Raw genomic sequence first — 16,388 nt, 5'->3', positions numbered from 1 at the left:
GATGGGGTAGTGTATGAAAATTCCCCTCTCCGGAGAGTAGCAATGCTGATCACTTTTCATTCCAAGGCGACGGCCGAGGTCCTGATGCGCACCGAGGACGCCGCGCCCCTGCTCAAGGCAGCGGGCAAGATCCCGGGCGGCGAGATTCCCGAGCGCGGCGTGTTCACGGCCGAGCAATTGCCGGCGGCCATCGCCGGGCTGGAGGCCGCCGTGGCCGGCCAGACCCCGCCGCCCGAAGATGACGAGGCCGACGAGCCGGTGCACCCGGTGGACCGCGCCGTCAGCCTGCAGCAGCGCGCCTATCCGCTGCTGGACATGATGCGCCAGTCGCTGGCCGCGCGTGCCGACCTGACCTGGGAGGTCAGCCGGGGCTGGTGACGCAATGTCGCCGGGCTGACAAACCCGGGCCGGCAACTTCTGCATACTGCGTCTGTCATCGTCGGGTCGGCATCCGTCCGACCCCCTTTATCCGAACTCCAGGAGACCTCCATGCGCAGCGAAGTCACCATCATTTTCGATGCCCGCCGCTCGCTTGACTTCAGCGTGCACGTCGAACCGTCCCAGCAAGCTGGCATGGCCGCGCGCGACTGGTTCGACAGCACCTGGGAAATGCTCGGCTGCGAACCCCTGCGTCCGAGCGGCAAGGTGTTGTTGCTGGACAAGATCATGGGCGTGGCCGATGCGCTGGGCCACGACACGCTGTCTTCCGACGAGCGCCGGGGCCGGGAATTCGCCGAGAATGCCGCGCTGGCACTGGATCGGCCGCGCATCACGGTCGATCTGCCCGGCCTGACCGTCGGTTATTGACCTGCGCCGGGGCGTGCCGGCCCTAGCGGATGCCGGCGCGCATGAACGACTGCACGAACTGGCGCTGGAACAGCAGAAAGGCCACCAGCAGCGGTGCGGCCGACAGCAAGGTGGCCGCCGTGATGATCGACCAGTCGATCCCCTGATCGGTCGAGGCGAACACCTGCAGACCCACCGTCAGTGGGCGCGACTCCACCGAGTTGGTGATGATCAGCGGCCACAGGAAGTTGTTCCAGTGGTGGCTGATCGACACCAGGCCGTAGGCGATGTACACCGGCTTGGCCAGCGGCACGTAGACCTTGAGCAGGATCTGCATGGGCGAGGCGCCCTCCACCCGGGCGGCTTCTTCCAGTTCGCGCGGCACGGTCTTGAAGGTCTGGCGCAGCAGGAAGATGCCGAAGGCCGACGCGAAATACGGCAGCCCGATGGCGACCACCGTATCGCGCAGCCCCAGCCAGCTCATGCTGCGGTAGTTCTCCACCAGCAGCACGTCGGGCATGATCATCAGCTGCAGCAGCACCAGCATGAACACCAGATCGCGGCCCGGAAACTCCAGCCGCGCAAAGGCGTAGCCGGCCAGCGTAGAGAGCACCAGCTGCGCGGCCAGCACCATGGTCACCAGCAGGAAGGTGTTGAGGAAGTAACGCGGGAACGGCGCCGCATTCCAGGCCTGCACGAAGTTGTCCAGCGTCAGCGGCGCGGTCAGGTCAAAGCGTGTGGCGTAGGCAGGCGGGTGAAACGCCGCCCACATGGCATAGGCCAGCGGCAGGATCCACAACAGCCCCAGAATCCAGGCGCCCAGCGTGTCGAGGAGATCGGACTTGGCATTCATTGGTAGTGTGTCCTGCGATCCAGCCAACGGAATTTCACCAGCGCGGTGACGGCCAGCAGCACCAGCAGCACGACGGTCAGCGTGGCGGCGTAGGCGGTATCCCAGAAACTGAACCCCACCTGGTAGATGTAGAACAGCAGCAGCGTGCTGGCGTTGTCGGGCCCGCCACGGGTCATCACCACGACGTGGTCGACCAGCCGGAAGGCATTGATCAGCGCATTGACCAGCACGAACAGCGTGGTCGGCATCAGCAGCGGCCACAGCACGCGGCGGAAGTACTGCCAGCGCGAGGCGCCCTCCAGCAGCGCGGCCTCGCGCAGCGACGGCGAGATGGTCTGCAGCGCCGCCAGGTAGAAGATCATGAAAAAGCCCGACTCCTTCCAGACCGTCACGACCATCAGCGCCGGCAGCGCGGTATCGCGGCTGCCGAGCCAGTTGTAGCCCGGCAGGCCGAACCACTGCATGACCTGGGCGATCAGGCCGTACTGCGGGGTATAGAAGAAGAGCCAGATATTGGCCACGGCCACCATCGGCAGGACGGTGGGCGTGAAATAGGCCATGCGCAGAAAGCCGCGTCCGGCGAGCTTGCGGTTCACCCACAGGGCCATGGCCAGCGCGATCGCGATCGAGGTCGGGATCGTGCCCAGCGCGAACCAGAGGTTGTTCCAGAGGGCTTTCCAGAACACCGGGTCGTCGCGCATGACGGCATAGTTTTCCCAGCCCACGAACACGGCTGCCCGCTTGCCGCGCGGGGTGGAGAAAAAGCTGTGCCACAGCGTGGACAGCGCCGGGTAGTGAGTGAACGCGGCGAGCAGCACGACGGCTGGCAGCAACAGCAGCCAGCCGTAGATCGCCTGTAAGGAGCGGCTCATCGTGCTGCGACGGTCAGCGGTACGGACGCAGGATGCGTTCGGCCTCGCGCTGGGCATCGGCCAGCGCCTGCTCCGGCGTCTTGGCATTGGTCAAGGCCGCCTGCAGCGCGTCGTTCAGCGTCTTGGTCACGCGCTGGTTCTCGTGCGTGGAGAACTCGGCCACGCTCACGGCCAGCTGATCGCGCGCCACGGCAGCTGCGGGCACCTCCTGGACATAGCGCTTCATCTTGTCGGTTTCCCAGGCTGCCGGGGTGACCGCGACGTAGCCGGTGGCGATGCTCCAGTCGGCGGCGCGCTCGGGCGCGGTGGCCCATTTGGCGAACTTCAGCGCGGCGTCCTGCTGTGCCTGGCTGGCGCCCTTGAAGATGTAGAAGTTGCCGCCGCCCGTGGGGCTGCCGCCGCGCTTTTCCTTGGGCATCATCGCCACGCCGAACGGGAAGTCGGCGTTCTTGCGGATGTTGGTCAGGTTGCCGGTGGTGGTCCAGATGATGGCGGCTTTCTTTTCCAGGAAGTCCTTGGGCGTGGTGCCCCAGTCGATGGTGCCCTTGGGCATGATGCCGTGCTTGTTCGACAGGTCGTGCCAGAACTTGGCCGCCTGGACCGCGCCGGGCTTGTCCAGATAGACCTCGTTGCCCGCCTCGTTCATGAGAATCGCGTCGTTGGGCGTGGTCAGGGCCTGGAACAGCCAGTAGGCGAAGGCGCCTGCCGACGGGATCTCGACGCCCCATTGCGTGACGTTGCCGGAGGCATCCTTCTTGGTCAGTTTCTTGCCCATCTCGACCAGTTCGTCCCAGGTGCCCGGTGCGCGCTCGGGGTCCAGGCCGGCTTCCTTGAACAGGTCCTTGTTGTAGTACATCACGATGGTCGAACGCTGGAACGGCACGCCCCATACGTGCCCGCCCGTGCGGCTGTTCTGCATGAAGGCATCGTAGAAGCCCGACAGCCACTTCTTGTCGTCCTCGCTGGTGGCCAGGCCATCGATCGGCACGATGGCGTCTTCGTCGATCAGCGTGAACATGTCGGTCGACAGCAGCACCGCCAGTTGCGGCGGGTTGCCGCCCTTGAAGGCGGTCAGCGCCTTGGCGATGGAGTCCTGGTAAGTGCCGGCATAGATGGGCTTGATGCGGATGTCCGGATTTTCTTTCTGGAAGTCCGTCACCATGTCGTCCACGATCTTGGTGATGGGCCCGCCCACCGCGACGGGGTAGTAGAACTCGACTTCCACCGGCTTGCCATCGGCCATGGCGGGCGCGCCGAGGATCAGGCCGGTCAGTCCGGCTGCCAGGGTCTTGAGAACGAAACGTCGCATGATGACTGTCCTATTCGAGAGGAGGAACTGGCGCGAGCCAGACTCGTGCCGCAGGCGCTCAGGCGCGCGGCGGGGTTACTGCACGGGCTTGCGCATCGAAGAAGTGCTGCTGCGTGGCGTCCCAGGCAAGGCCAACGGCGCTGCCGGGGTTCGCCCGCAGATGGCCGCCCACGCGCACGGCCACGCCGGTGTTGGCGCCGATGCGGCATACCGCGATCGAGTCGGCGCCGAAGTACTCGACGCTGTCCAGCGTGGCCGGCAGGCCATCCGGGTCCAGCCGCATGTGTTCAGGCCGCAGCCCCAGCGTGCTGGCCTGGGGCGGCGCGCCAGCGATGGCCGGGCCGTGCGTGCCGGCCAGCACCAGCTGGCCATGCAGAGAGTCGAGCTTGAGCAGATTCATCGGGGGCGTGCCGATGAAGCGCGCGGCGAATTCGCTGGCCGGTTGCGCATAGAGCACATCGGGCGTGGCCAGTTGTTCGATGCGCCCGCCGCGCAGCAGCACCACCTGATCGGCCATGCTCATGGCCTCGGTCTGGTCGTGCGTGACGTACACCATGGTGATGTTGAGCTCTTGCTGCAAGGCGCGGATTTCGCGGCGCATCTCCTGGCGCAGCTGCGCGTCCAGGTTGGAGAGCGGTTCGTCCATGAGGCAGACCGGCGCTTCGGAAATCACGGCACGCCCCAGGGCCACGCGCTGTTGCTGTCCGCCGGACAGTTGCGAGGGTTTGCGATCGAGCAGCTTCGACAGGCCCAGCAGATCGGCCACCCGCGCCAGGCGGCGATCGAAGTCGCGCGCCGGCTCCTTGCGCACACGCAGCCCGAACAGGATGTTCTCGCGCACCGACAGATGCGGGAACAGCGCATACGACTGGAACACCATCGAAATGCGGCGCTTCGAGGGCGGCAGCTGGGTGACGTCCTGGCCGCCGATCAGGATGCGTCCGGAGGTGGGCATGTCCAGGCCGGCAATCATGCGCAGCGTGGTGGACTTGCCGCAACCCGATGGGCCCAGCAGCACGGTGAAACTGCCCGCTGCCGCTTCAAACCCCACTTCCTGTACTGCCGCCGTATCGGCGTACTGCTTGGTCAGGCGCTCCAGAACTAAGGTCGACATGGTCTCTTCGAATAAAGGCGCGGATGCTGCCTCATACTGCTGCGCCATGGTTCGCCGCCGGCCGCGCGTCAGGGATCGACGCTACGACCATCACGATGGACTCCCATTCTGGACGCAATTGAAATCCTTTTCATTGTGCAGCGCAAAGATGACGGGCCGATTTCAGTCGTCAATCAGCTCGCCGTTCTCGTGAAATGGGTAGGGCCCCGGGTATTCCCCGATATGGGCATGGTGGGTCACCAGATGGCCCTCGTTCCAGTGGTGCAGATGGTAGCCAGGCGGCTCCAGATTGAAGGCTGACGGGCCTTGCGGGCGAAGATCGAGCACCACCTGATGGGCCGGCGCCGGACAGGTTGAAACCACCGTATTGCCGAAACGGCGGAATATGGTGCGGTGCAAATGGCCGGCCATGATGCGTTCGATGTGGCTGTAGTGCTTTACCAACGATTCGAGCGCATCGGCGCCCTCGAGCAGGCCGATGGCGTCCATGTGGGCGATGCCGGTCTTGAACGGGGGATGGTGCATGGCGATGACCGTCGGGCGCTCGGGGGCCTCGCGCAGGCGCGCATCCAGCCAGGCCAGACGCTGCTCGCACAGCATGCCGTGGCTTTGCATCGGCACCACCGTATCCAGCACGATGATGCGCAGCGGCTGGTCTTCGATGGTGTACTGCAGGAATGGCCCGGGCTGCTGCAGATAGCCATGGTCCGGGAAGGCGTTGCGCAAAGCCTCGCGCTCGTCGTGGTTGCCCGGCAGCAGATAGTACGGCGCGCGCAGCGGATCGAGCATGTCGCGCAGATAGCGGTACTCGGCGGGGCGGCCGAAATCGGTCAGGTCGCCCGTGATCATGACCAGGTCAGGGGCGGGCTGCTGCGCATTGAGCGCCGCCACCGCCGGCGGCAGGTAGCGGTCGGTGGCCACGCGGCGGTAGGCCTTCTGGCCAGGCATGCGGATATGCAGGTCGCTGATTTGTGCAATGAGCATGGGAGTCCTCAAAGTTGGGCGTCGAGCGCGATGCTGACGTGCTGGCCGGCCTGCAGCGGCGAGTCGGCCGGGGCCAGCGCGCTCAGGCGCTGGCCGTCGGGCAGGGAGAGTTCGAAGCGGATGGATGCGCCCATGTAGAAGCGCGCGTCGATGCGGGCGGCAAGCGCATCGGCGGCCGGCGGCAGCAACCGGACATGATGCGGCCGGAAGCGCAGCGGCCTTGCGCCCGGCACCAGCCGGGCGTCGCGCAGGTCGGCGTGCACCTGACACAGCGTGCCGAAGAAATCGGCTACGAAATCGGTGGCGGGTTGGGTAAACAAGGTCTGGGCGTCCCCTATCTGTTCGAGCCGGCCCGCCGACATCACGGCGATGCGATGGCCCAGCACCATGGCCTCATCCTGATCGTGTGTCACGATGATGGTGGTAATGCCCAGTTCGCGCAACATCTGCGCCAGCTCCACCCGCAACTGTTCGCGCAGCTTGGCGTCCAGTGCCGTCAGTGGTTCATCCAGCAGCAGCACGCGCGGTTCGATGGCCAGCGCGCGCGCCAGGGCCACCCGCTGACGCTGGCCGCCCGACAGTTGCGAGACCCGGCGCTCGCCCATGCCCTGCAGCCGCACCAGGGCCAGCATGGCCTGGACGCGGCGCGCCTGTTCGGCCGGGCTCGCTCCACGCACGCGCAGCCCGTAGGCCACGTTCTGCGCCACGCTCATGTTGGGGAACAGCGCATAGTTCTGGAACACCACCCCCACGCCGCGCGCTTCGGGCGGCAAGGCCGTGACGTCTTCGTTGCCGTAGTGCACCTGGCTGCCCACATCCCCCTGCTCCAGGCCGCAGATGATGCGCAACAGCGTCGTCTTGCCGCAGCCGGAAGGCCCCAGCAGCGCGAGGATCTCGCCGCCGGCGATCTCCAGGTCCAGCGGGTGCAGGGCGCGCGTGCCGTCGGGCCAGGTCTTGGCGCAATGCTTCAAAGTGATGGGAAGGGAGGTCATGTCGGTCAGGTACGGGAATGGCGGTTGCCCAGCCACTGCAGGCCCACCATGAGGGGCAGCAGCATGAGCAGGAAAACGAGGGTGTAGGCCGAGGCGATCTCCAGCCGCATCGAGGCATAGCTGTCGGCCAGCCCGACGGGCAGCGTCTTGGTCAGCGGGGTATGCAACAGCCAGGTGAGGTTGAACTCGCCGATGGACAGCGTCAGCACGCTGAGCGCGCCGGTCAGGATGCCGGGCATGGCGTTGGGCACCACGATGGTCGCGAAGCGGCGCAGGCGTCCTGCGCCCAGCGTGGCGGCGGCCTGATCCAGCACGGCCAGCTCGGCGCCCATGCTTGCGCGTGCGGCGCGCAGCATGAAAGGCAGGGTGAACAGCACGTGGCCGATGACGATGAACCAGACGCTGCTGCGCAGCCCGCTGACGGTGCCCCACGAAATGATCAGCGCCAGGGCCGAGGCCAGGCCGGGCACTGCCACCGGCAGCGTCAGCAGCTCCTCGAAGGCGCGCGCGCGGCGGCCCGGATAGAGCGCCAATACCCAGGCCAACGGCACGCCCAGCACGGTGCAGATCACCAGCGTCAGTGCGGCGACCAGCATCGAGCGCCAGATGGTGTCGGCATACAGCGCCCACACCTCGCCGATCCAGCGCAGCGTCAGGCCGCTGGACAGTCCGACGAAGTAGTTGCGCGTCAGGCCGGCCACGATCGACAGCACCACCGGGCCAATGAGAAAGGAAGCCACGGCCAGCGTCACCGCCAGGCCCAGGCGTGTATCGAAACGGGAATGCAGAATGCTCATGGGACTCAGGCCGCCGCGCCGCTGCGCTGGCCGGCATAGGCGTGGGCGGCATACATCACCGCCCACGACGCCACGCCCAGCAGCACCGACAGTGCGGCGGCCACGGGAATGTTGGCGTAGTTGGTGAACTCGTTGTAGATGGTCAGGGGCAGCACGTCGATCTGGGCGGCCAGCGTGAAGGCCGTGCCGAAGGCGCCCATGCTGGTGGCAAAGCTCATGGCGCCGGCGCCGATCAGGGCCGGGGTGAGCGCCGGCAGTTCAATGTCCACGAAGCGCCGCCAGGCCGAGGCGCCCAGGCTGCGGCCGGCCTCCAGCAGACTGTTGTCCAGGCCTTCGGCTGCCGCCGAGATCATGCCGATGGCGCGCGGCAGCGAGAAATAGAGATACCCCAGGAACAGGCCCGCCATGCCGTAGGCAAACACCACCGGCTCGCCGCTGATCCATTTGGTGAGGCTGCCGATGATGCCCTGGCGGCCCGCCAGCAGGATGATGAAAAAGCCCACCACCACGCCGGGAAAGGCCAGCGGGAAGGTCAGCAGCGCCACCAGGGTGCTGCGTCCGGCGAAGCTGCGGTGCCAGGCCAGGAAACGCCCGACCGGCAGCGCCAGCAGCAGCGTGAAGACGGTTGCCGCCAGCGACAGCAGCACTGTGTTGACCAGGCTGCGCCAATAGATGTAGCTGGTGAGCACGGTAAGGTAGGCCGAGCGGCCATCCCGGGTTTCCGTGCCCAGCCACGCGAGCGCCACCATGGGCAGCAGCCAGAACGCGAGAAAGACCGCCGCGGCCGGCGCCGCGAACCACCACCAACCGCGGCGACGCATCACTGCACCTCTTTGGCGTAACGCTCGGAGAAACCGCGCTGGGCGTTGGCCATCTGGGCGTAGTCGACCGTCTTGGCGCGTGCGTATTCGCTGGCAGGCAGGAACTTGGCCTGCGTCTGCGGCGACACCACGCCGGGGCGCACCGGGCGCAGGAAGGCCTCTGCCCAGATGGTCTGCCCTTCATCGGAGAGCGTGAAATCCAGCACCTTGCGGCCGTTGTCGGCGTGCGGCGCATCGGCCACCAGGCTCATCACGTAAGGTACCGCGATGGTGCCTTCGGCCGGGATCACGAAGGCGACGTTGGCCTGATCCTTGTACTTGGCGCGATAGGCGTTGAAGTCGTAGTCGATGAGGATGGGGATCTCGCCCGACAGCACCCGCGCATAGGAAGTCTGCTTGGGCACGATGGGTTTGTTCTGCTGCATTTTCCTGAACCACTCCAGCCCGGGCGTGAAGTCGTCCAGCGTGCCGCCCATGGCCTGGTTGACGGCGACTGCGCCGACATAGCCCACGAAAGCCGAGGCCGGATCCAGATAGCCCACCATGCCGCGGTATTCCGGCTTGAGCAGGTCGGCCCAGGAGGCGGGCACCGGCTTGCCGTTGAGCGCATCGACGTTGACCATGAAGCCCAGCGTGCCGGAGTGGATGGCGAACCACTTGCCGTCCGGATCCTTCATGCCGTCGGGGATGTCGTTCCAGAGCGCGGGCTTGTAGGGCTGCACCAGGCCGTCCTTGGCGGCCTGGATGCCGAAGCTCACGCCGTAGTACACCACGTCGGCCACGGGGTTCTTGCGCTCGGCGGCCAGCGAGGCAAGCGCCTGGCCGGAGTTCTTGTTGTCTGCCGGCACGGTCACGCCGGTCCGGGCCTTGATGGCCTTCAGGGCGGTGCCCCAGTCGGCCCATTCGGGCGGGCAGTTGTAGCAGATGGCGTTGGCCGTCTGGGCCTGGACGTTGGCGAAAGCCAGGGCGGCCAGTGCCGCGGTCAGCATGCGTTTCATGGGAATCCTCCGGAGTCAGGGGGAGAGAGCGGGCGGACGGTGCCGCCTGGGGAAATGTGGTGCGCGACCCGCGTGGAGTGCATGCCGCGCTGATCGCGTAGATGCATCAGCAGGGACTGACAGGCGCTGCGGCCGATCTCCTCGCTGGGCTGTACGACGGTGGTCAGCGGTGGGTCGGACATGGTGCCGAAGGTGATGCCATCGACCCCGCAGACCGAGACATCGCGTGGCACGCGCAGGCCCAGCTGGCGGCAACGCGCGATCAGCGAGAGCGCCAGCATGTCGTTGGAGCAGATCAGGGCGCTGGGCGGCGAGCCCGCCTGCAGGGCCTGTTTCACGACACGGGCGTCCGCGTGGGTATGCTCCCGCATCAGCAGGTGACCGAGTTCGGGCAGGCCGTGGCGTTGCGCGGCCTGGCGCGCGCCCAGCAGACGGCGCACGGCGCGGTCCGAGCTGCGCAGCGGCCCCGAGGCGAAGGCGATGCGGCGGTGGCCCAGGCCGACCAGCAGATCGATGAGATCCTGGCCGGCGCGATGATCGTCGATGCCGACCGAGGGCACGCCCTCGATGGCGCTGTAGACCAGGATGTAGGGCACGCCGCTATCCTGCAGCAAGCGTTGCAGGGTGCCGGTGATGGCCGCGCCCAGGGTCAGGATGAGACCGTCGACCTGATGGTCGATCAGGGCCTTCAGGCCCGACATCTCATCACGCGGGGAATAGTTGCTGGTGGCGACCATGACGCTGTAGCCGGCATGCTGGGCCTGGCGGCAGGCGCCTTCAAAACAATCGGCAAACACGGGATTCTTCAGCGTGGGCAGCAGCAGCCCGAGGGTACGGGTCGAACCCTGGCGCAGACTGCGTCCGACGCGATTGGGTCGAAAGCCATGCTCGCCTGCGATTTTCTCGACATGGGCAAGCGTGCTGGTTTTGAGTAATTCGGGGCGGTTGAATGCACGTGACACCGTGGCGCTGGAGACGCCGGCCTTGCGTGCGATTTCGACAATGGATAAACGGATGGGATGATCGACCTTCGACTTCACGGCATAAGCACCGAGGGAAATAATGCATGTATGAGGTGACAACGATATGTCACGGCATTTGCGCGCTTTCCAGACGCAGGACTGAAATCAGATTCGAGGATAGTGCCGGGTTTTGCGGGAGAAACCGGCCTGTGAAGGGGTTTTCCCTTTTGCTCAGCACGCCGGCTTGCTCCTACACTAATTGCTGCTGCGCCAATGATCAGGACATGACGGGCAAGGCGTTCGAAAGGGGATGCAGGAGAGATGGCGAAGGCTTTGAATCAATTGGGTGCGCTGGAGGCCGTGCAGCGTCTGCAGCGGCGCGAACTCAGCGCGGAGCAGATGGCGCGCGCCTGCCTGGCGCGTATCGAACAACGCGAGCCCGATGTGCGTGCCTGGGCCGAACTCGTGCCCGATCAGGTGCTGGCACAGGCCCGGGCGCTGGATGCCGGCTCGTTGCGAGGGATCCTGCATGGGTTGCCCCTGGGCGTGAAAGACATGCTCGATACGCACGACCTGCCCACGCGCTACGGCTCCAGCATCTATGCCCAGCATCAGCCGGCCGCCGATGCGGCCGCGCTGGCGCTGTGCCGCAGCGCCGGGGCACTGGTGATGGGCAAGACCGTCACCACGGAGCTGGCCTCCTATCAGCCGGGGCCCACGCGCAACCCGCATAACCTGTCCTGCACTCCGGGCGGTTCATCCAGCGGTTCGGCTGCGGCCGTGGCCGACGACATGGTGCCGCTGGCGCTGGGCTCGCAGACGGCCGGATCCATCGTGCGCCCGGCTGCCTATTGCGGCATCGTGGGCTTCAAGCCCACCTTCGGGCGCGTGCCCCGTGCCGGCTCGAAACTCCTGTGCGACAGCCTCGACACCCTGGGCGGGTTTGCGCGCAATGTGGATGACGCCGCCCTGCTTGCCTCGGTGTTGCTGGGAGATGCGCGTCTGCTCGATCTTCAGGATGTGCCGCAGCCTCGCGTGGGCATGCTGCGTACCTTCCAGTGGCGCCATGCGTTGCCGGAAACCCGCGAGGCCTTCGAGCAGGCCGCAAGCGTTCTGGCCCGGGCGGGCGCTCAGGTCGAGGAAATCGAACTGCCGGCGCAGGATTGCGGCCTGGTGCAACTGCACGCCGACATCATGGCGTTCGAGACGGCGCGGTCGCTGGCATTCGAGCGGGCCGAGTACGGGGGGCAATTGAGTCCCCGGCTCATGGCCATCGTCGAGGCGGGCGCAGCCATTACGGCCGAGGAAAACCAGGTTCATCAGGCGCGCGCCCAACTGACGCGCCAGCGCTCCTTGCAGTGGTTCGAGCGCTATGACGTGGTGCTGGGGCCCAGCACCACGGGCGAGGCGCCTTTTCTTGATCAGGGCACGGGCGACCCCCTCTTCTGCCGCGTCTGGACGCTGTTCGGATTCCCGACCGTGCATCTGCCGTTTGCCAGCGGCCCGCAGGGCCTGCCGGTGGGGCTGCAGGCGGTGGGGCCGCCACAGGCCGATCATCGACTGCTCGGCATCGCGCGCTGGATGCATCGCGTTCTGAGCCAGCGCGACTAGACGAAAAAAAGCCGGTTCCAGGGAACCGGCTTTTTCATGGGCTCAGGCGCTTCAGGCGGCAACCGTTTCTTCGGACGCCTGCGTGGCCTGTGCGGCCAGGTGGCGGTTCACCGCGCCCAGCACCGCACGGAACGAGGCCGTCACGATATCGCGATCGATGCCGACGCCAAAGCCGGTGGGCGAATCGCCCACGCGCATTTCGACATAGCTGGCCGCGCGGGTGTCGGTGCCGGTGCCGATGGCGTGCTCATGGTAGTCCATGATGCGCACCGGGATGTCCAGCGCCGCCACGAAGGCCGAGATGGCGCCATCGCCGCTGCCGTGCACGACACGGCGTTCGCCGTTGTACTCGAGCTCGGCTTCGATGGTGAACTGCTTGCCTTCGCCGGCCGACGGGTTGCCGTCGATGCGGTGGCGGATCAGCTTCCAGGGGCTGGCCTGCTCCAGGTATTCCTGGGCGAAGATGGTGTAGACGTCCTGGCTGTTGACCTCGCGGCCGGTTTCGTCGGTGACGCGCTGGATGGCGCGGCTGAATTCGATCTGCAGGCGGCGCGGCAAGACCAGGCCGTGCTCCTGTTCGAGCAGGTAGGACACGCCACCCTTGCCCGACTGGCTGTTGACGCGGATGACGGCATCGTAGCTGCGGCCCAGGTCGGCCGGATCGATCGGCAGGTACGGCACTTCCCAGACGGCATCGGCCTTCTGCTGCGCCAGGCCCTTCTTGATGGCATCCTGGTGCGATCCGGAGAACGCGGTGAAGACCAGGTCGCCGGCATAGGGATGGCGCGGATGGACCGGCAATTGGTTGCAGTATTCGGCGCAGCGGCGCACTTCGTCGATGTCGGAGAAGTCCAGGCCCGGATGCACGCCCTGCGTGTAGAGATTCAGCGCCAGCGTGACGAGGTCCACGTTGCCGGTACGCTCGCCGCTGCCGAACAGGCAGCCTTCAATGCGGTCGGCGCCGGCCATCACGGCGAATTCGGCGGCGGCCACGGCGGTGCCGCGGTCATTGTGCGGGTGCACGCTCAGGATGATGCTGTCGCGGCGCGCCAGGTTCTTGTGCATCCACTCGATCTGGTCGGCGTACAGGTTGGGCGTGGTCGCCTCCACGGTGGCCGGCAGGTTGAGCACCATCTTGCGCTCGGGCGTAGCGCCCCAGACTTCGGCGACGGCGTTGGACACCTCGAGCGCGAACTCCGGCTCGGTGGTGCTGAACACTTCGGGCGAGTACTGATAGTGCCAGTCGGTTTCCGGATGGCGCGCCATCGCTTCCTTGACCATGCGCGTGCCGGTCAGGGCGATGTTCTTGATCTCGTCCTTGCTCATGTTGAACACGATCTTGCGAAAGGCCGGAGCGCAGGCGTTGTAGAGGTGAACGATGGCGCGCTTGGCACCGGCGGCGGCCTCGATGGTGCGGTCGATCAGGTCCTGGCGCGACTGGGTCAGGACGATGATGGTGACGTCCTCGGGGATGCGCTTCTCGTCGATGAGCTTGCGCACGAAGTCGAAGTCGGTCTGCGACGCCGAGGGGAAGCCCACCTCGATTTCCTTGAAGCCGATCTTGATCAGTTGCTCGAAGAAGCGCACCTTGCGCTCCACGCTCATCGGCTCGATCAGCGCCTGGTTGCCGTCACGCAGATCGGTGCTCATCCAGATCGGGGCAGCGGTGATGCGGCGGCTGGGCCAGGTACGCTCGGAGAAGTCACGGGCGAAGGGCTGGAAGGGTACGTATTTGGAAGCGGGGTTGGCGAGCATCGATACACCTTTGACGGTTTCTGTTGAATCCCGGGACAGTGCGGGCGCGGCGAACCAGGGGTGGCGGTTCCAGACCGGCGTCGGCCAGGGTGGCGGCCGAATTCAGATTCTAATCAGCGGAAAAAAACGCGTGGCGAGCGTGGCTGCCGAGCTACCACTGGGCACTAGGCCCGGCAACCGATCGGTAGGTGTAGCGATAGCGCTAGGATGGCGCGCGCGTCCAGAATGGACGAGGCGAAGAGGGGCGACGCAGCCACGGCCGAGCCCGGGGCGCTGAGGGCTCCGGCGGCGATGAGGGTGGGCTTGCGTGCGATGACCATAGGCGTAAGTCAAACACATTTTGGCGCGATGCGCAAATCCGCATCGCGCCGCCATGTTCAGCGGTAGGGGCTGAGATGCGGCTCGGTGGCCTCGCCGGCCGGCCGGCTGCGGGCCATGCCCGGTTCGCTGCGGCCGCTGCCTGCGACAGCCGGCGTCACGGCTTCGGCGGGGATGCCAGCCTGATCCAGGATGGCGGATTGTTCGCGGACCAGGGCGATTTTGCCGATGCGGTTGCGGCGCACTTCCTGGTGGCTGCGCTGCAGGTCGCCGATCGTGAACGGTTCGTCGCGTTCGCCCCACACCCAGCGCAGCACATCGACTACCTCGGGACTCAGGCGGGCACGCAGGGCGGCCAGTTCAGTCGCCGGCACGACCCGCATGCGACCGCGCGCCAGACTGGCGTAGAGCCAGCCGCGGGCGCTGAAGAAGACGATAAGGGACCAGAGGACCACCACGCCCCACCAGACATAGGGATTGATGCGGGTCAGCAACTCTACGGTCTGCTGGCCCAGGCTCTGCAGATTGTCAAAGCTCATGGTTTTGCCGAAAGACAGCAGCCACGAGCTGACCAGCAGCCAGATGACGGCGGCAATCACCAGCACGATGGCGCGCAGCACCAGTCGCGGCAGAGCCAGTTTGAACAGGGTCTGGCCGATCTGGCGGCCGTCCTGGCGGATGCGTTCGGGCGAGGTCTGAGTCATCATGCAAAATATTGTACCTATGACTCGTCCTGCGTTAGAACTTCGCGCTTCACAGCATTTGGCATTGACGCCACAGCTGCAACAGTCCATTCGATTGTTGCAGCTTTCGGCGCTGGAGCTGGAGGCCGAGATTGCGCAGGCCCTGGCCGACAATCCCATGCTGGAGCGCGCCGAGGACGATGTGGCCGCGCCGCAGGATGCCGAGGCGGCTTCGGGCGAGTCCGCAGCCGCCGAGCTGGAAGATGCCTGGGAGGCGTCGCAGCGGCGTCTGGACGAGGCGGGCGGCGGCGATGACGATCTGCCCCAGGCGGCGCGCGAGACGACGTTGCGCGAGCATTTGCTGGGTCAGCTGGCGCTTACTCGCGCTGCGCCGCGCGATGCCGCCCTGACCGCCCTGCTGATCGACGAACTGGACGACAACGGTTATCTGGCCTCGCCGCTGGAGGAAATCCGGCAGTGGTTGCCGGTCGAACTGGACATCGACGACGACGAGCTGCGTGCCGCATTGCGACTGTTGCAGTCTTTCGAGCCGCCGGGCGTCGGCGCGCGCGATCTGGCCGAGTGCCTGTCGCTGCAATTGCGCCAGCCGGATACCGCATGCCTGCCCGAGGCGGCCGACGTCCAGGTGCTGGAGTGCGCCAGGCGACTGTGCGCCGGCCATTTGCCGCTGCTGGCTGCCGGCAACCCGCAGCGGCTGCGCGAGGCTCTGGCGGTGGATGACGCTACCCTGCGGGCTGCGCGCGCCCTGATCGTGCGCCTGGACCCGCGTCCGGGGCGGGCCTGGACGGCCCCGGCGGCCGATTTTGCCGTGCCCGATGTCCTGGTGCATCGCCGCGCCGCAGGATGGCAGGCGGTGCTCAATCCGGCGGTCATGCCGCGCCTGCATATCAATCAGCATTACGCCAACCTGCTGGCGAACCGGCGCGAGAGCGCCTATGCCAGCCTGCAAGGCCAGTTGCAGCAGGCGCGCTGGATGATACGCAACGTCGAGCAGCGGTTCGATACGATCCTGCGGGTATCGCAGGCCATCGTGGCGCATCAGGCGGCCTTCTTCAGCGAAGGGCCTGCCGCGATGCGTCCTCTCATCCTCAAGGACATTGCCGGCGAACTGGGCTTGCACGAGTCGACCATTTCGCGCGCCACCGCCCAGAAATTCATGCTCACGCCGTACGGGACCATGGAGCTCAAGCGTTTTTTCGGCAGCGGCGTGGCGACCGAGAGCGGCGAGACGACGTCGGCCACGGCCGTGCAGGCGCATATCCGGCAGATGGTGGCCGAGGAGGAGCCGGGCCGGCCGCTCTCGGATAGCCAGCTTGTCCAGCAGTTGGCCGACAAAGGCATCGTGATCGCCCGACGCACCGTGGCGAAGTACCGTGAACTGCTGCGCATCGCGCCGGCGACGGTACGGCGCGCGCAGGCGGGGCGTTGATCGGCATCAAGATTGTCCCTATTTATCAGCCGCTTACATGCGGCGGCGCAGCATCAGAATTCATCTCCAGTACTTGCACACGC

The 16,388-nt window shown here is 66.3% G+C and carries 16 protein-coding genes; 4 read left to right on the top strand and 12 right to left on the bottom strand.

The window, feature by feature from the left end; genetic code table 11:
* Positions 1–42 precede the first annotated feature (42 nt).
* Both A7V84_RS05620 and A7V84_RS05615 read left to right on the top strand, forming a co-directional pair.
* The gene (locus tag A7V84_RS05620) at positions 43–378 is read left to right on the top strand and encodes a DUF1840 domain-containing protein (protein WP_025514959.1); all 336 of its coding nucleotides are present in this window, start codon (positions 43–45) and stop codon (positions 376–378) included.
* Positions 379–489: 111 nt separating this feature from the next.
* Positions 490–807, top strand: a complete 318-nt coding sequence (locus A7V84_RS05615; protein ID WP_025514960.1) for a hypothetical protein — start codon at positions 490–492, stop codon at positions 805–807.
* Between the two features lie 22 nt (positions 808–829).
* Here the strand turns inward: A7V84_RS05615 and A7V84_RS05610 are convergent, their stop codons facing one another.
* From A7V84_RS05610 to A7V84_RS05565, 10 genes are all read right to left on the bottom strand, one after another.
* Positions 830–1,639: a carbohydrate ABC transporter permease gene (locus A7V84_RS05610; protein ID WP_025514961.1), complete on the bottom strand. Its 810-nt coding sequence runs from the start codon at positions 1,637–1,639 to the stop codon at positions 830–832.
* On the bottom strand, positions 1,636–2,511 hold the full coding sequence (locus A7V84_RS05605; RefSeq protein ID WP_025514962.1) for a carbohydrate ABC transporter permease: 876 nt from the start codon (positions 2,509–2,511) through the stop codon (positions 1,636–1,638). Before A7V84_RS05605 ends, A7V84_RS05610 begins: the two co-directional genes overlap by 4 nt.
* 13 nt (positions 2,512–2,524) lie before the next feature.
* On the bottom strand, positions 2,525–3,820 hold the full coding sequence (locus A7V84_RS05600) for an ABC transporter substrate-binding protein (protein WP_025514963.1): 1,296 nt from the start codon (positions 3,818–3,820) through the stop codon (positions 2,525–2,527).
* 58 nt (positions 3,821–3,878) lie between these two features.
* Complete coding sequence (locus A7V84_RS05595; protein WP_025514964.1) at positions 3,879–4,934, bottom strand: ABC transporter ATP-binding protein; 1,056 nt, start codon at positions 4,932–4,934, stop codon at positions 3,879–3,881.
* A gap of 162 nt (positions 4,935–5,096) precedes the next feature.
* Positions 5,097–5,918: a phosphodiesterase gene (locus A7V84_RS05590; protein ID WP_025514965.1), complete on the bottom strand. Its 822-nt coding sequence runs from the start codon at positions 5,916–5,918 to the stop codon at positions 5,097–5,099.
* Between the two features lie 8 nt (positions 5,919–5,926).
* Entirely contained in the window at positions 5,927–6,910 is a 984-nt protein-coding gene (locus tag A7V84_RS05585; RefSeq protein ID WP_033534319.1) for an ABC transporter ATP-binding protein, read from the bottom strand.
* A 5-nt stretch (positions 6,911–6,915) separates the two neighbouring features.
* Complete coding sequence (locus A7V84_RS05580; protein WP_025514967.1) at positions 6,916–7,707, bottom strand: ABC transporter permease; 792 nt, start codon at positions 7,705–7,707, stop codon at positions 6,916–6,918.
* A gap of 5 nt (positions 7,708–7,712) precedes the next feature.
* The gene (locus A7V84_RS05575; protein WP_025514968.1) at positions 7,713–8,528 is read right to left on the bottom strand and encodes an ABC transporter permease; all 816 of its coding nucleotides are present in this window, start codon (positions 8,526–8,528) and stop codon (positions 7,713–7,715) included.
* On the bottom strand, positions 8,528–9,526 hold the full coding sequence (locus tag A7V84_RS05570) for an ABC transporter substrate-binding protein (RefSeq protein WP_033534320.1): 999 nt from the start codon (positions 9,524–9,526) through the stop codon (positions 8,528–8,530). Before A7V84_RS05570 ends, A7V84_RS05575 begins: the two co-directional genes overlap by 1 nt.
* A complete protein-coding gene (locus A7V84_RS05565; protein WP_025514970.1) occupies positions 9,523–10,566 on the bottom strand; it encodes a LacI family DNA-binding transcriptional regulator in 1,044 nt (347 codons plus the stop codon). Before A7V84_RS05565 ends, A7V84_RS05570 begins: the two co-directional genes overlap by 4 nt.
* Positions 10,567–10,809: 243 nt before the next feature.
* Between A7V84_RS05565 and A7V84_RS05560 the strand changes: the two genes are divergently transcribed.
* Positions 10,810–12,099 carry an amidase gene (locus A7V84_RS05560; protein WP_025514971.1) on the top strand — a complete coding sequence of 430 codons (1,290 nt, stop codon included), beginning with the start codon at positions 10,810–10,812 and terminating at the stop codon, positions 12,097–12,099.
* A 51-nt stretch (positions 12,100–12,150) separates the two neighbouring features.
* Here the strand turns inward: A7V84_RS05560 and leuA are convergent, their stop codons facing one another.
* Both leuA and A7V84_RS05550 read right to left on the bottom strand, forming a co-directional pair.
* The gene (gene leuA, locus A7V84_RS05555; protein ID WP_025514972.1) at positions 12,151–13,854 is read right to left on the bottom strand and encodes a 2-isopropylmalate synthase; all 1,704 of its coding nucleotides are present in this window, start codon (positions 13,852–13,854) and stop codon (positions 12,151–12,153) included.
* A 377-nt stretch (positions 13,855–14,231) separates the two neighbouring features.
* Positions 14,232–14,879, bottom strand: a complete 648-nt coding sequence (locus A7V84_RS05550) for a hypothetical protein (protein WP_082832945.1) — start codon at positions 14,877–14,879, stop codon at positions 14,232–14,234.
* A 16-nt stretch (positions 14,880–14,895) separates the two neighbouring features.
* Between A7V84_RS05550 and rpoN the strand changes: the two genes are divergently transcribed.
* The gene (rpoN, locus tag A7V84_RS05545) at positions 14,896–16,305 is read left to right on the top strand and encodes an RNA polymerase factor sigma-54 (RefSeq protein WP_459562052.1); all 1,410 of its coding nucleotides are present in this window, start codon (positions 14,896–14,898) and stop codon (positions 16,303–16,305) included.
* The last annotated feature ends 83 nt before the right edge of the window (positions 16,306–16,388 follow it).

Origin of the sequence: Bordetella trematum, from assembly GCF_900078335.1 — a bacterium.
Lineage (GTDB): Bacteria > Pseudomonadota > Gammaproteobacteria > Burkholderiales > Burkholderiaceae_B > Bordetella > Bordetella trematum.
Note: the sequence above shows the minus strand (reverse complement) of the source record. Positions and strands in the feature narration are given on the sequence as shown.